Source organism: Micrococcus sp. TA1, assembly GCF_014199555.1.
GTDB lineage: Bacteria > Actinomycetota > Actinomycetes > Actinomycetales > Micrococcaceae > Citricoccus.
The window spans coordinates 19,345-33,221 of record NZ_JACHNW010000007.1 but is presented as its reverse complement, the minus strand read 5'-3'; the positions used below and the strand labels follow the sequence as shown (position 1 = coordinate 33,221).

12 protein-coding genes are annotated in these 13,877 nt (G+C 71.5%); 11 read left to right on the top strand and 1 reads right to left on the bottom strand.

The window, feature by feature from the left end:
- The 5 genes from GGQ69_RS15695 to GGQ69_RS15675 form a co-directional block, all read left to right on the top strand.
- On the top strand, positions 1-1,632 hold a 1,632-nt coding region (locus GGQ69_RS15695; protein ID WP_183530250.1), incomplete at its 5' end, for a PH domain-containing protein.
- The gene (locus tag GGQ69_RS15690; protein ID WP_183530248.1) at positions 1,629-2,534 is read left to right on the top strand and encodes a Rossmann-like and DUF2520 domain-containing protein; all 906 of its coding nucleotides are present in this window, start codon (positions 1,629-1,631) and stop codon (positions 2,532-2,534) included. The genes GGQ69_RS15695 and GGQ69_RS15690, both read left to right, overlap by 4 nt.
- A gap of 136 nt (positions 2,535-2,670) precedes the next feature.
- Positions 2,671-3,453 (top strand): hypothetical protein, encoded by a 783-nt coding sequence (locus GGQ69_RS15685; RefSeq protein WP_183530246.1) that lies wholly within the window; start codon positions 2,671-2,673, stop codon positions 3,451-3,453.
- Between the two features lie 125 nt (positions 3,454-3,578).
- Positions 3,579-3,983: a phage holin family protein gene (locus GGQ69_RS15680; protein WP_183530258.1), complete on the top strand. Its 405-nt coding sequence runs from the start codon at positions 3,579-3,581 to the stop codon at positions 3,981-3,983.
- Positions 3,980-4,615 carry a DUF3618 domain-containing protein gene (locus tag GGQ69_RS15675; protein WP_183530244.1) on the top strand — a complete coding sequence of 212 codons (636 nt, stop codon included), beginning with the start codon at positions 3,980-3,982 and terminating at the stop codon, positions 4,613-4,615. Before GGQ69_RS15680 ends, GGQ69_RS15675 begins: the two co-directional genes overlap by 4 nt.
- Positions 4,616-4,725: 110 nt before the next feature.
- Here GGQ69_RS15675 and GGQ69_RS15670 read toward each other — a convergent pair whose 3' ends face one another.
- Complete coding sequence (locus tag GGQ69_RS15670) at positions 4,726-5,259, bottom strand: low molecular weight protein-tyrosine-phosphatase (RefSeq protein WP_183530242.1); 534 nt, start codon at positions 5,257-5,259, stop codon at positions 4,726-4,728.
- Positions 5,260-5,313: 54 nt separating this feature from the next.
- Between GGQ69_RS15670 and panC the strand changes: the two genes are divergently transcribed.
- The 6 genes from panC (at position 5,314) to GGQ69_RS15640 (ending at position 13,677) form a co-directional block, all read left to right on the top strand.
- Positions 5,314-6,321, top strand: a complete 1,008-nt coding sequence (gene panC / locus GGQ69_RS15665; protein ID WP_370577206.1) for a pantoate--beta-alanine ligase — start codon at positions 5,314-5,316, stop codon at positions 6,319-6,321.
- A 173-nt stretch (positions 6,322-6,494) separates the two neighbouring features.
- Positions 6,495-8,627 carry a M13-type metalloendopeptidase gene (locus GGQ69_RS15660; RefSeq protein WP_183530238.1) on the top strand — a complete coding sequence of 711 codons (2,133 nt, stop codon included), beginning with the start codon at positions 6,495-6,497 and terminating at the stop codon, positions 8,625-8,627.
- Between the two features lie 18 nt (positions 8,628-8,645).
- Positions 8,646-10,202, top strand: a complete 1,557-nt coding sequence (gene lysS / locus GGQ69_RS15655; protein WP_370577205.1) for a lysine--tRNA ligase — start codon at positions 8,646-8,648, stop codon at positions 10,200-10,202.
- A complete protein-coding gene (locus tag GGQ69_RS15650; protein WP_183530260.1) occupies positions 10,202-10,465 on the top strand; it encodes a hypothetical protein in 264 nt (87 codons plus the stop codon). Before lysS ends, GGQ69_RS15650 begins: the two co-directional genes overlap by 1 nt.
- Before the next feature lie 237 nt (positions 10,466-10,702).
- Positions 10,703-11,002 carry an Lsr2 family protein gene (locus GGQ69_RS15645; RefSeq protein ID WP_029139062.1) on the top strand — a complete coding sequence of 100 codons (300 nt, stop codon included), beginning with the start codon at positions 10,703-10,705 and terminating at the stop codon, positions 11,000-11,002.
- 137 nt (positions 11,003-11,139) lie between these two features.
- Positions 11,140-13,677 (top strand): ATP-dependent Clp protease ATP-binding subunit, encoded by a 2,538-nt coding sequence (locus GGQ69_RS15640; protein WP_183530236.1) that lies wholly within the window; start codon positions 11,140-11,142, stop codon positions 13,675-13,677.
- The last annotated feature ends 200 nt before the right edge of the window (positions 13,678-13,877 follow it).

Genomic DNA, 13,877 nt, shown 5'->3' with positions numbered 1-13,877 from the left:
CGGGCAGAGAACGCCTTCGAGGACATCTACCGGGCGGCCACCACCGGTGCCCTGTTCGCGAACACCGGTGCCCTCGGACTAGGGGCGGCGATCGTCGGGGGAGTCTTCCTGCTCATCCTCGGCGGGTTCTTCCTGTCCTGGCGGTTCACCCGGTACCGCATGGGCGCGGACAAGGTCGAGGTCCGGTCCGGCGTCGTGTTCCGGCAGCACCGCCACGCCCGGCTGGACCGGGTCCAGGCGGTGGACATCAAGCAGCCCCTGCTGGCGCGGATCGCCGGGCTGGCGGAGCTGAAGTTCGAGACGGCCGACGGTGGTGACTCGGCGATGAGCCTGTCCTTCCTGCGGATGGACGAGGCCCGGATGCTGCGCCAGGAGATCATGCGCCGGGCCGCCGGGATCCAGTCCGGACAGGACCCGGTCGAGGCCGCGCAGGCCCCGGCGGGTCAGGGACCGTACCCCGGTGCCCCCGCCGCACACCCCGGACGGGTCGACGACGGGACCGGCCTGGGTGACGGGGGCCCGGGCCGGGTCCCCGATGCCGCGGACCCGGCCCCCCCGGCACCACCGTCAGCGCCGTCTGAAAGTTCACACCTGTCAGACGCGCCTGCCCCGGTGGTCGCGGCCGGCATCGGCTACGACTATGAGGAGGAGACCGAGCGGGTCATGCTGCGGGTGCCGCCCGGCCGGCTGATCGGTGCGACGCTGACCGGATCCGGTCTCGTCTCGGCCGTGCTGGTCTTCGGGATCCTCTACGGGGCCGGCCTGCTGGCCATCCACTGGTGGATGCCCGAGAACGTGGCGCAGGAGTTCTTCGCCGAGGTGGGCTCGGCCCTGAGTGTGCCGGCGCTGCTCGGCATCCTGTTCGGCGTCGGCAGCAGCATCTGGTCCTCCGTCAACGGCGGGTGGAACTTCACCGTCGCCTCGATCCCGGACGGGCTGCGCCTGCGCTACGGCCTGCTGGACACCACCTCGCAGACCGTGCCCCCGGGCCGGATCCAGGCCGTGAAGGTCAGTCGCCCCCTGCTCTGGAGGCTGTTCGGCTGGTACCGGATGGCCGTGACGGTGGCCGGGTACGGGGAGTCCCTCGACGGCACCACCGGCAAGTCCAGGCTGCTGCCGGTGGGCACCTTCGACGACGTGCTGCGCGTCCTCACGGTGGTGGCACCGGATCCCGGGGTGGGGACGGCCGAGGAGGCCCGGGAGCTGGTGCACGCGGGTCTCGACGGTTCCGGGGCTGACCACGGTTTCGTGACCACCACCCCGCGGATGCGCTGGTTCTCCCCCCTGGTCTGGCGCCGGCACGGCTTCCGTTCCACGCGGTCCCTGCTGATGATCCGCTCGGGACGGCTCAACCGTGAACTGGTCCTGCTGCCCCACGAGCGCATCCAGTCGCTGCAGTTGCTCCAGGGACCGGTCGAACGCTGGCGCGGAGCGGCCACCGTGACGTTCCACATCCCACCCGGCCCGATCAGCCCGAGGGTGGACCAGCTGGACGCGGCCGTGGCCATGGACTTGTTCCGCGCAGAACGTGAGGTCGCCGGGCAGGCCCGTCGGCTGCGGGACCGGAACGAGTGGATGCGTCCGGACGAGCTGGCCCGGTTCGAACAGCGCACCCGGCAGGTCGTCGAATGACCTCGCCGTTCAGCGGGGCGCCCGCGGGCCGTCCGGGCCGGCTGGGGATCGGGATCATCGGCGCCGGCAAGGTCGGTGCCGTGCTCGGGGCCGCCCTGCGCAACGCCGGACACGCCGTCACGGGGGTGCACGCGGTCTCCGAGGCCTCCCGGAGCCGTGCGGAGTCCCTGCTGCCCGAGGTGCCCATACTCGAGATCCCGGAGATCCTGCGCCGGTCCGAGCTGGTGCTGTTCGCCGTCCCGGACGACGTGCTGCCGGAGCTGGTCTCCGGGCTCGCCGACGCCGGGCACTTCCAGACCGGCCACCTGGTGGTCCACACCTCCGGACGGCACGGGGTGTCCGTGCTCGACCCGGTGCGCGCCGCCGGGGCGATCCCGTTGGCCATCCACCCGGCGATGTCCTTCACCGGCCTGAGCCTGGACATCGCCCGGCTGGCGGACTGCATGTTCGGGGTCACCGCGGACGCCATCGTGCTGCCGGTCGCCCAGGCGCTCGTCGTGGAGATGGGCGGGGAGCCCGCGGTCATCGCCGAGGCGGACCGCGGCACCTACCACGCGGCGCTGGCGCACGCCTCGAACCACCTCGTCACCCTCACCGCCCAGTCCGCCCAGCTGCTGGCCTCGATCGGCGTGGAGCAGACCGACCGGATGCTCTCGCCGCTCATGCACGCCTCCCTGGAGAACGCCCTCGCCAACGGGGACGGCGCCCTGACCGGGCCGGTGGCCCGCGGGGACGTGGGGACCGTGCGGCGGCACCTGGAGGTGCTGGGCGCCGAGGGCGTCCCGGCCGACGTCGGGCAGGCGTACCGGGCCATGGCGCGGGCGACGGCGGTGCGCGCCCTGATGCGCGGTGCCCTGTCCGAGGCGACGGTGGCCGAACTGCTGGACGCGCTGGGGGACTGACCGGCCCTCCGGGGTGACCGGACCCCGCGTTCGGCAGCCGATGAGGGGTACCCACGCCCGGGGGGCCCCGGGCTACAGTCGCGCCCACAGGGCCCGTCCACACCAAGGATGCGGGCCGTGATCGGAAGGACACCCCATGACGCTGAACCCGGATTATCCGACGACCTCCGAGGGGGGCACCAAGGAGACGGCGAGGCAGGAGGCCGGGCGCCTCGGCGCCGAGGCCCAGGACGCCGCCCGTGACGTCGCCGGCACGGCCAGGGACGAGGCCCGGCACGTCAAGGACGAGGCCGTGGGCCAGGCCAAGGACCTGGCCGCATCGGCCAAGCAGGAGGCCACCTCCCAGTTGGCCACGCAGAAGGACCGGCTGGCCGCCCAGACGCGCGGCATCTCCGAGGACCTGGACCGCATCTCCCGTGGCGAGCGGCCCGAGTCCGACCTGGTCAACCAGGCCGTCTCGATGCTCTCCCAGCGCGCTCACCGGGTCACACAGCGGCTGGAGTCCAGTGAACCCATGGACCTGCTCGACGACGTGCGCCGGTTCGCGGCCCGCCGGCCCGGGACGTTCCTGGCCGTCGCCGCCGGCATCGGCCTGCTCGCCGGACGACTGACGCGGGGGCTGAAGGACGCTCACGACGACGGCCCCCGTCACGCACCGACGCGCACCCCCACCTCACCGGGCCCGGTCCCGGTCGGCAGGGTTCCGGGCACCGTCTACCCGGAGGACGCAGCAATCACCGGCGGCGGGGGAGGCGTCGGACAGGTCCCCGTGCCTCCGGCCGTGCCGCCGACGATCCCGCCAACCGTCGCCGGGACCGACCTCGGCACCGGTGCTCCCGCAGCGGACGAGATCCTTGGCACGCCGGCAGCGCAGAGGCCCTATGACGCCGGCCGACCCGATGCGGGGGGACGCCCGTGACCACCGATCCTCACCAGCACCGGCCGACGCCCGCCGGCGCCGTCCCGGGCGCGGGAGCCGCGGGTGTCACCGGTGCCGCGGGTGCCGGCCGGCCGGCGTCGGGCACGGGGTCCACGGAGGCACCGATGCCGGAGGCCGAGTACCGGGCACGGACCGAGTCCCTGGGGGAGATGTTCGCCAGCTTCTCCGAGAACCTGTCCACCCTGGTGCGGCAGGAGATCCAGCTGGCCAAGGCCGAGGCGACCGTCGAGGCGAAGAAGGCCGGCAGCGGGGCGGGGCTGTTCGCCGGTGCGGCCGTGGCCGGTTTCCTCGTGCTGATGTTCCTGTCCATGGCCTTGATGTGGGCCCTGGGGTCCGTGATGCACCTGGGCTGGGCGGCGTTGATCGTCGCCGTCGTGTGGGCCATCGTCGCCGCCGTCCTGGCCGTCACGGGCAAGAAGTACTTCGACCGCATGAAGGGTCTGCGCCAGACCCAGGAGACGGTTCAGGAGATCCCACCGACCCTGAACCCGAACAAGGAGACCCCATGAGCAACAATCCCGATGAGATCCGCGCCGACATCGAGCGCACCCGGCACGAGCTCAGCCGCGACGTGGACGCGCTGGCCGAGAAGGCCAGTCCCACCCGGGCCGTCCACCGCCAGGGCGATCGCGTCCGTGAACGCATGACCGACTTCAAGGAGACCATCATGGGCAGTCCCACCGACCCGTACTCCCACCGATCCGAACCCGGGCTCAAGGACCGCGCCCACGACGTCGCCCACGACGTGCAGCACCGGGCCGAGGACGCCGTGCACGGGCTCCAGCAGGCTCCGTCGCAGGTCCGCCGTCGCACCCGGGGCAACCCGCTGGCGGCCGGGCTGATCGCGCTGGGGGCCGGCTGGCTGGTCGGTTCGCTCATTCCCGCCTCGCAGGCCGAGCAACAGGCCGCCGAGAAGGTCAAGGACCAGGCCGCGCCCCTGGTGGATGAGGCGAAGTCCGCGGCCCAGGAGATGGGTGAGAACCTCAAGCCCCAGGCCCAGGAGGCGATGGAGTCCGTGAAGGACACCGCCGCCACCGGCGCGGAGCACGTCAAGGCCGAGGGACAGGACAAGGCCGGTCAGCTCAAGGACGAGTCCGCCGAGTCGGCGCGCCACGTCCAGGGGACCACGGAGCGCTATTGATCCGGCGCTGAGCCGCCCGGCTCGTCCCACCCGCCCCGGGGCATCGACGCGTCAGCGCCGGTGCCCCGGGGCACGTCCACGCTCCGGGCGGACGGGAGATCGGCCGGATCTCACGCCGGACGGTGTCCGCTCCGGACGCTCCCGGCGCGCCGGGTGTCCAGGACCTGCTGCAGCGTGCCGTCCTGCAGGGACCGGACCAGGCCGTCGACGGCGTCCTCGATCTGGTCGTACATGGACACGAACGCGCTCTCGGGAAGGCCGTAGGGGTCCGGCACGTCACGGACGCCCCGGCCGGCCACGTCACGGGCGAAGGCACCGAGGCGCACCACCTTCCGCTCGTCGTCGGCGCCGCGGGCCAGCGCCCGCACGTCGCGATCGTTGGCGGCGTCCATGACCAGGATCAGGTCGGCGGTGTCGAAGTCCTCCACCGCGAACTGGGCGCCCACGGAGGTGAACGCGTAACCGCGGGCCTCACCCTCGGTGCTGCTCATGACGTGGGGCGCTTCGCCCAGGTGGTAGTCCGAGGTCCCCGCCGAGCTGACGGTCACGTCATCCAGGCCGGCCTCGCGCAACCGATGGACCAGCACCGCCTCGGCGGCGGGCGAGCGGCAGATGTTTCCCAGGCAGACGGTCATGAGGTGCATGCCCCCAGTCTGTCCGGTCCGCCGAGGGGTCTCCACTTTCGTAGACTCGCCTGCGTGAGCCCACTCGACCGCGTCCCCGACCGCACCCCCGTCCCCCCCGGCACGGGCCTGACCCTGGAGGACACCGCCCGGCACGCCACGGGCGACCAGGACCTGCCCGCCGTGCACCGCACCCGGGCCGGGTTCCGGGCGGCGCTCGCGGAGAAGGTGCGCGCGGCCGTCCTCTCCGGGCTGCCGGCGCCCACCGTGGGCCTGGTCCCCACCATGGGTGCCCTGCACGGCGGGCACGCCGCCCTGGTCCGGCAGGCCCGCGCCGAGACCGACATCGTGGTGGCCTCCGTCTTCGTCAACCCGCTGCAGTTCGGCGACCCCGCCGACCTGGAGAACTACCCCCGCACGCTCGAGGCGGACCGGGAGATCCTCGGGGCGGAGGGGTGCGAGCTGGTGTTCGCCCCGGACCTGGCGGAGATGTACCCCGGGTACCCGGACGCCCCGATCGTCACGGTCTCGGCCGGGCACATGGGCGAGGTCCTGGAGGGAGCCAGCCGGCCCGGTCACTTCGACGGCGTCTGCACCGTCGTCGCCAAGCTCTGGCACACCGCCCTTCCCCCGGTCCCGGCGCGGCTGCTCAGCTACTTCGGTCAGAAGGACGCCCAGCAGCTGGCGGTGCTGCGCCGCATGCGCGCGGACCTGGACTTCGACCTGGAGATCCGGGCCGTGCCGCTGGTGCGCTCGCCGGAGGGGCTGGCGCTGTCCAGCCGCAACACGCGACTGTCCCCGGAGGCGCTCGAGGCGGCCCTCGTGCTCCACCGCTCGCTGGGGACCCTCCGGCGGGCCGCGGAGGAGGGCCGGCCGCTCGACGTCGGCGCGGCCCGGGCGATGATCGAGGCAGAGCCACTGGCCGGGCTCGACTACCTCGAGGTGGTGGACCATGCCACCCTCGAGCCGCTGACCCCGGAGGAATGGGGCCGCCCGCTGGAGCGTGAGGCCCTGGCGCTGGTGGCCGCGGAATTCGCCCCGGTCCGGCTCATCGACAACATGGTGCTGCCCGCCTCGTCCTGAGCGCCCGGTGGGCGGCCTCCGCCCCCTTCCCGGGCCGGGGCGGCGCTCGGGCGCCGCCCCGGATAGGATCGGACGCAAGCTGCGGTCCGGTGCCCACCGGACCGGTACCCCGGCGCCGCTGGGCACCCGCTCCCCGGCGCCGCCGTCGACCCCCGACTGCCCCAGGAGCCCGCGTGAGCCAGACCGTGACCGCCACCAGCCAGCCGACCGCCCGCGAGGACCTCTACCGGCACGTCAACGGCGCCTGGATGGAGTCCACGACCATCCCCGCGGACCAGGGGACCTACGGTGCCTTCATGGAGCTGCGCGACGCCTCCGAGGCCGCGGTCCGCCGATTGGCAGAGGACGCCGCCGCCCACTTCTGGTCCGGCCCCGGGGCCAGCAGGGAGTCCGGTCCGTTCACCGCCGGCGCCGACGACGAGGGCGCCCGCCGGCGCATCGGCGCGCTCTACGCCTCCTTCATGGACGAGTCCAGCGTGGAGGACCGGGGGCTGGAGCCGATCGTGGCCGACCTGGCCGAGATCGAGGCCGTGGAGGACGTCGAGGAGTTCCTCGAGCTCTCCGGCAGTCTGCAGCGCACCGGGGTCAGCGGCCTGATCCAGACCGGTGCCCTCAACGACGCCGGGAACCCGGAGCGCATGCTGCTGCACCTGCTCCAGGACGGACTGGGCCTGCCGGACGAGTCCTACTACCGGGAGGAGAAGTTCGCCGAGCTGCTGGGCGACTACCGGCAGCACGTGGGCAACCTCTTCCAGCTGGCCGGCATCGGCGGTGACACCCCGGAGACCCGGGCGTACGCGGACCGCGTGGTGGACCTGGAGGTGAAGATCGCCGCCGCCCACTGGGACGTGGTGAAGTGCCGGGACGCGGTGGCCCGCTACAACCTGCTGGACCGCGCGACCCTGCTGGAGTCCTTCCCGCTGGCCGAGCGCTGGCTGGAGGGCATCGGGGCGCAGGCCTCCCGCAGTGCCGAGGTGGTGGCCTGGCAGCCGGACTTCCTGGCCGCCATGCAGCAGCTGCTGCTCGCCGAGGACCTGGAGGACTGGAAGCTGTGGCTGCAGCTGCAGGTGTTGCGCTCGGCCGCGCCCTATCTGACCGAGGCCTTCGTCAACGAGCACTTCGCCTTCTACGGCCGCAAGCTCGCCGGCACAGAGGAGGTCAAGCCCCGCTGGAAGCGCGGGGTGGCCTTCGTCAACGGGGCCGTGGGTGAGGACGTGGGCCGGCTGTACGTGGCCCGGCACTTCCCCGAGGGCCACAAGGCGACCATGGACCAGCTCGTCTCCACCCTGCTGGAGGCCTACCGCCGGTCCATCTCCACGCTCGAGTGGATGGGGGAGGAGACCCGTCAGCGGGCGCTGGAGAAGCTGTCCATGTTCAAGCCCATGGTCGGCTATCCGGTGAAGTGGATCGACTACTCCTCCCTCGAGGTGGATCCCGACGACCTGGTGGCCAACGTGCGTGCGGCCTCCGCGTTCGAGTTCGAACGGGACCTGACCAAGATCGAGACCGGCCCGGATCCCGAGGAATGGCACATGACCCCGCAGACGGTCAACGCCTACTACTCCCCGCTGGAGAACGCGATCGTCTTCCCCGCGGCCATCCTGCAGCCGCCGTTCTTCGACCCCGGCCGGGACCCGGCCGAGAACTTCGGGGCCATCGGCGCCGTCATCGGACATGAGATCGGCCACGGCTTCGACGACCAGGGTTCCCAGTACACCGGGGACGGCACCCTGCGGAACTGGTGGACCGACGCCGACCGTGCTGCCTTCGAGGAGCGCACCGCCAGGCTCGTGGAACAGTTCGAGGTGCTGCGCCCCAGTGAGGCCCCGGAGCACTGCGTCAACGGCCGGCTCACCCTGGGCGAGAACATCGGTGACCTGGGCGGGCTGGGCATCGCCTACAAGGCGCTGGAGATCTGGCGCGAGGAGAACGCCGACGCCGACCGCACCGGTGACACCGCCGGCCCGGCCCGGGCGGCCGGAGCCGAGGGGACGGCCGCCCGGTCCGAGGCGACCGGCCGCCCGGTCGGGGCCCACCCCGAGGCCGGAGGGCCGGTGGAGGCCTCCGCGGCCGATGAGGCCCAGGTGGAGCAGGACCGCGCGTTCTTCGCGTCCTGGGCGGAGTGCTGGCGCCAGTTGTCCCGCCCGGAGACCACGATCACGCGGATCACCTCCGACCCGCACTCGCCCAACGAGTTCCGCTGCAACCAGGTGGTGAGGAACCTCGACGCCTTCCACGAGGCCTACGGGACCCGGCCGGGTGACGGCATGTGGCTGGATCCGGCCGAGCGCGTCACCATCTGGTGAGCCGTAGACTGGTTGACCGTGACGACCCAGAACTCCCCGGTCCCGCCGGCAACGGTGGACGGACAGCCCAGCGACCCCACGACCAGTGACCAGCGGCAGGTCCGCCAGGACAAGCGCGACGAGATCCTGGCCTCCGGGCGCGAGGCCTACCCGGTCGTCGTGGACCGCACGCACTCCCTGGCACGCGTCCGGGCGGACTTCCCGGACCTGGAGCCGGGTGCCGAGACCGGCCAGCGGGTCGGCGTGGCCGGGCGCGTGGTGTTCCTGCGCAACACCGGCAAGCTCTGCTTCGCCACGCTGCAGGAGGGTGGCGACGACGGCGCCGGCACCCGGCTGCAGGTCATGGTCTCGCTGGCCAACGTGGGCGAGGAGTCCCTCGCGGACTGGAAGCACCTGGTGGACCTGGGTGACCACATCGCCGTCCAGGGCGAGGTGATCGCCTCCCGCCGCGGGGAGCTGTCCATCATGGCCGACGGTTGGCAGATGGCCTCCAAGGCGCTGCGTCCGCTGCCCGTGCTGCACGCCGGACTCAACGAGGAGACCCGGGTGCGCCAGCGCTACGCGGACCTCATCGTGCGCCCCGAGGCGCGGCAGATGGTCCACACCCGGGCCGCCATCATCCGCTCCATCCGCCGCACCCTCGAGGACCGCGGGTACGTGGAGGTGGAGACCCCGGTCCTGCAGCTGATCCACGGCGGCGCCCATGCCCGTCCGTTCGAGACCCACCTGAACGCGTTCGACCAGGGGATGACCCTGCGGATCGCCACCGAGCTCTACCTGAAGCGTGCCGTGGTCGGCGGGATCGACCGGGTCTTCGAGATCGGCCGCGTGTTCCGCAACGAGGGCGTGGACTCCACCCACTCCCCGGAGTTCACCACCCTGGAGTCCTACGAGGCTTGGGCGGACATGCACGTCATGGCCGAGCGGATGCAGGAGATGATCCTCAATGCCGCGGACGCCATCGGTGCGGGCCGCCGGATCGAGACGCCCCGGGGCACCATCGACCTGGACGGGGAATGGCGCTGGCTGGAGGTCTACCCCGGCCTGTCGGAGGCCGTGGGCCGGGAGATCACCCCGGACACCACGGTGGAGGAGCTGCGCGCCATCGCCGAGGAGCACGAGGTGGCCTATGACGGGTTCTGGGACGCGGAGAAGCTCGTCATCGAGCTGTTCGGCGAGATCGTGGAGCCCACGCTCATCGATCCGACCTTCGTCTACAACTACCCCCCGGCCGCCCAGCCGCTGGCCCGCCCGCACCGGTCCAAGCCCGGCGTGATCGAGGCCTGGGACCTCATCATCGGCGGCATGGAACGCGGCACGGCCTTCTCCGAGCTGATCGACCCGGTCATCCAGCGGGAGCGGCTCACCGCGCAGTCGGAGGCGTCCGCCGCGGGTGACGACGAGGCGATGCAGCTGGACGACGACTTCCTGCGCGCCCTGGAGTACGGCGCCCCGCCCATGGGCGGCATCGGGCTCGGGATCGACCGCCTCGTCATGCTGTTCACCGGGGCCGGGATCCGGGAGACCATCCTGTTCCCGCTGCTCAAGCCGGAGTCCCAGGGGTCGGGCAGCTGATGGACACCTTCTGGGAGTACTTCTCCGTCCTGGCCCCCTCCGTGGGACTGGGGCTGATCTTCTGGCTCGTCATGCGATCCCTGTTCCGGGCGGACAGCGGCGAGCGGAACGCGCGCGCCGAATTGGAGGAGCGCGAGGCGGAGGAATGGGCCCGGTTGCGGGCGGAGCGCGGCTCCCGGGACGGTGCCGGTGGAACCGCCGGCGAGACGACCGCCGACGACGCCGGTGACGGCCGCGGGGCCGGTCCCACGACCGCTTCGTGACGGCGCCTTCCCGCATTTCATCGAGGGGATATCCCGATTCTCAAGCTGTGAGTTCGCCGTGAGAGCAGGGCGCGCGTCGACCTTCAGTTGGTAAACATAATAGGGATCCGGGATACTCTGAACTGGGCGCCGGATCGGAAGAAGGCAATAGGGATTCCCTGGTTGAGGATATCCGGACTGTTGGTGCCGGGAACATCCGTTCCGAAAGCTCCGTTGACATATCGAAGGGGAATGGCCGTGGCGCAGAAAGTAGAAGTGGTCTTGGTTGACGATCTAGACGGAACACCGGCCGACGAGACCCTCCAGTTCGCCTTGGACGGCCGGCACTACGAGATCGACCTCTCGTCCGAGCACGCGAAGGAATTGCGGTCCACGCTCAAGCCGTACCTCCGCAAGGCCCGGGCCGTGGCCCCGCCGACCCCGGGGAACGAGGCCGCCAAGATCCGCGAGTGGGCCGCCGAGAACGGCTACGAGGTCTCCCAGCGCGGCCGGCTGCACCGGGACATCGTCGAGGCCTACCGCAACGCCAAGAAGTGACGCGGGGCGGCGCGCGGGCCTGACGGAACCGAGGCCCCGCAGCGGTGCCGGGCGGTTGTTCTCCCTACGGCGAACAGCCGCCCGAACTCGTCCCCCGGTGCGTAGCATCGGAGGCACAGTCAGCAAGGAGTGTGCCCATGTTTGAGAGATTCACGGACCGTGCCCGGCGGGTGGTGGTACTCGCGCAGGAAGAGGCGCGGATGCTCAACCACAGCTACATCGGTACCGAGCACATCCTGCTCGGCCTGATCCACGAGGGCGAGGGAGTGGCCGCCAAGGCCCTCGAGTCGCTCAGCATCTCCCTGGGGGCCGTGCGCGAGCAGGTCCAGGAGATCATCGGCCAGGGACAGCAGACGCCCTCGGGCCACATCCCCTTCACGCCGCGCGCCAAGAAGGTCCTCGAGCTGTCGCTGCGCGAGGCCCTCCAGCTGGGCCACAACTACATCGGCACGGAGCACATCCTGCTCGGCCTCATCCGCGAGGGCGAGGGCGTCGCCGCCCAGGTCCTCGTGAAGCTCGGTGCGGACCTGAACCGCGTCCGCCAGACCGTCATCCAGCTGCTGTCCGGCTACCAGGGCGGTGCCGGCGGCAAGGAGACCGCGGGCGCCGGTGTGTCCTCCGGCGGCCAGTCCGAGGGCGCCCCGGCCGGCTCCGTGGTCCTGGACCAGTTCGGCCGCAACCTCACCGCCGCCGCCCGCGAGGGCAAGCTGGACCCGGTGATCGGCCGCGCCCAGGAGATGGAGCGGGTCATGCAGGTGCTGTCCCGCCGCACCAAGAACAACCCGGTGCTCATCGGCGAGCCCGGCGTCGGCAAGACCGCCGTCGTCGAGGGCCTGGCCCAGGCGATCGTGCGCGGCGACGTGCCCGAGACGCTGACGGACAAGCAGCTCTACACCCTGGACCTCGGGTCCCTCGTGGCCGGCTCCCGGTACCGCGGTGACTTCGAGGAGCGCCTGAAGAAGGTGCTCAAGGAGATCCGCACCCGCGGGGACATCATCCTGTTCATCGACGAGATCCACACGCTCGTCGGCGCCGGCGCGGCCGAGGGCGCGATCGACGCGGCCTCCATCCTGAAGCCGATGCTGGCCCGCGGCGAACTGCAGACCATCGGTGCCACCACCCTGGACGAGTACCGCAAGCACATCGAGAAGGACGCGGCGCTGGAGCGCCGGTTCCAGCCGATCCAGGTCAACGAGCCCACCGTGGAGGAGACCACCGAGATCCTGCGCGGGCTGCGGGACCGGTACGAGGCCCACCACCGGGTCTCGATCACCGAGGACGCGCTCAAGGCCGCGGCCTCGCTGGCGGACCGCTACGTCTCGGACCGGTTCCTGCCGGACAAGGCGATCGACCTGATCGACGAGGCCGGGGCCCGGTTGCGCATCAAGCGCATGACCACCCCGCCGGAGATCAAGGAGTACGACTCCCGGATCGCCGAGGTCCGCGCCGAGAAGGAAGCGGCCATCGACGGCCAGGACTTCGAGGGCGCCGCCCACCTGCGCGACCAGGAGCAGAAGCTCACGGACGAGCGCAACCGCAAGGAAGAGGAGTGGCGCACGGGCGTCACCGAGGGCATCGCCGAGGTGAACGAGGACCTGATCGCCGAGGTGCTCTCCGCCTCCACCGGCATCCCGGTGTTCAAGCTCACCGAGGAGGAGACCGACCGCCTGCGCAACATGGAGGCCGAGATCCACCAGCGGGTCATCGGCCAGGACGAGGCCATCAAGTCCCTGTCCCAGGCGATCCGGCGCACCCGCGCCGGCCTCAAGGACCCGAACCGGCCCTCGGGCTCGTTCATCTTCGCCGGGCCCACGGGCGTCGGCAAGACCGAGCTGGCCAAGGCCCTCGCGGAGTTCCTGTTCGGTGACGAGGACGCCCTCATCACCCTGGACATGTCCGAGTTCCAGGAGAAGCACACGGTCTCCCGGCTCTTCGGTGCCCCTCCCGGTTACGTCGGCTACGAAGAGGGCGGCCAGCTGACCGAGAAGGTCCGCCGCCGGCCGTTCTCCGTGGTGCTCTTCGACGAGGTCGAGAAGGCCCACGCGGACCTGTTCAACTCGCTGCTGCAGATCCTGGAGGACGGTCGCCTGACCGACTCCCAGGGGCGCGTGGTGGACTTCAAGAACACCGTGATCATCATGACCACGAACCTCGGCACCAAGGACATCTCCAAGGGCGTCATGACGGGCTTCCAGTCCGCCGCGGACACCCAGACCGGTTACGACCGGATGAAGGGCAAGGTCCAGGAGGAGCTGCGCCAGCACTTCCGGCCCGAGTTCCTCAACCGCGTGGACGACGTCATCGTCTTCCCGCAGCTGTCCAAGGACGAGATCGTGCAGATCGTCGACCTGTTCGTGGCCCGCCTGCAGAAGCGGCTGGACGACCAGGACCTGACCATCACCATCACGAAGCCGGCCAAGGAGTTCCTGGCCGACCGCGGGTACGACCCCGCGTTCGGTGCCCGACCGCTGCGCCGCACCATCCAGCACCTGGTGGAGGACCAGCTCTCCGAGAAGATCCTCTTCGGGGAGATCACCCCCGGGTCCAGCATCACCGTGGACCTCGAGGGTGAGGGTGAGACGGCCAAGCTCACCTTCTCCACCACCAGCCGTCCCGAGGCGATCGAGGCGACGCCGGTGGCCGGGGAGATCGAGGCCCAGACCACCGGCCAGTGACACCGTGACGACGCCGGCCTGCCGGGCAGGCGTCGTCGGCCCCGTGGGCCCGGTCCGACGATCCGTCGGACCGGGCCCACGGGCGTCTGGGGAACAGGGCAACTGAGCCCCGCCGACCGCCCCGGTCGCCATCGACGTGCACGGACCCGTTCCCGGACAGGGGGCGGGTCCTTCGCCGTCCGGGCCCACGCCGGGTCCTT

Coding starts and splice junctions, on each gene's coding strand:
- GGQ69_RS15690 (WP_183530248.1), top strand. CDS start 1,629: ATGACCTCGCCGTTCAGCGGGGCGCCCGCGGGCCGTCCGGGCCGGCTG.
- GGQ69_RS15685 (WP_183530246.1), top strand. CDS start 2,671: ATGACGCTGAACCCGGATTATCCGACGACCTCCGAGGGGGGCACCAAG.
- GGQ69_RS15680 (WP_183530258.1), top strand. CDS start 3,579: ATGCCGGAGGCCGAGTACCGGGCACGGACCGAGTCCCTGGGGGAGATG.
- GGQ69_RS15675 (WP_183530244.1), top strand. CDS start 3,980: ATGAGCAACAATCCCGATGAGATCCGCGCCGACATCGAGCGCACCCGG.
- GGQ69_RS15670 (WP_183530242.1), bottom strand. CDS start 5,259: ATGCACCTCATGACCGTCTGCCTGGGAAACATCTGCCGCTCGCCCGCC.
- GGQ69_RS15650 (WP_183530260.1), top strand. CDS start 10,202: ATGGACACCTTCTGGGAGTACTTCTCCGTCCTGGCCCCCTCCGTGGGA.
- GGQ69_RS15640 (WP_183530236.1), top strand. CDS start 11,140: ATGTTTGAGAGATTCACGGACCGTGCCCGGCGGGTGGTGGTACTCGCG.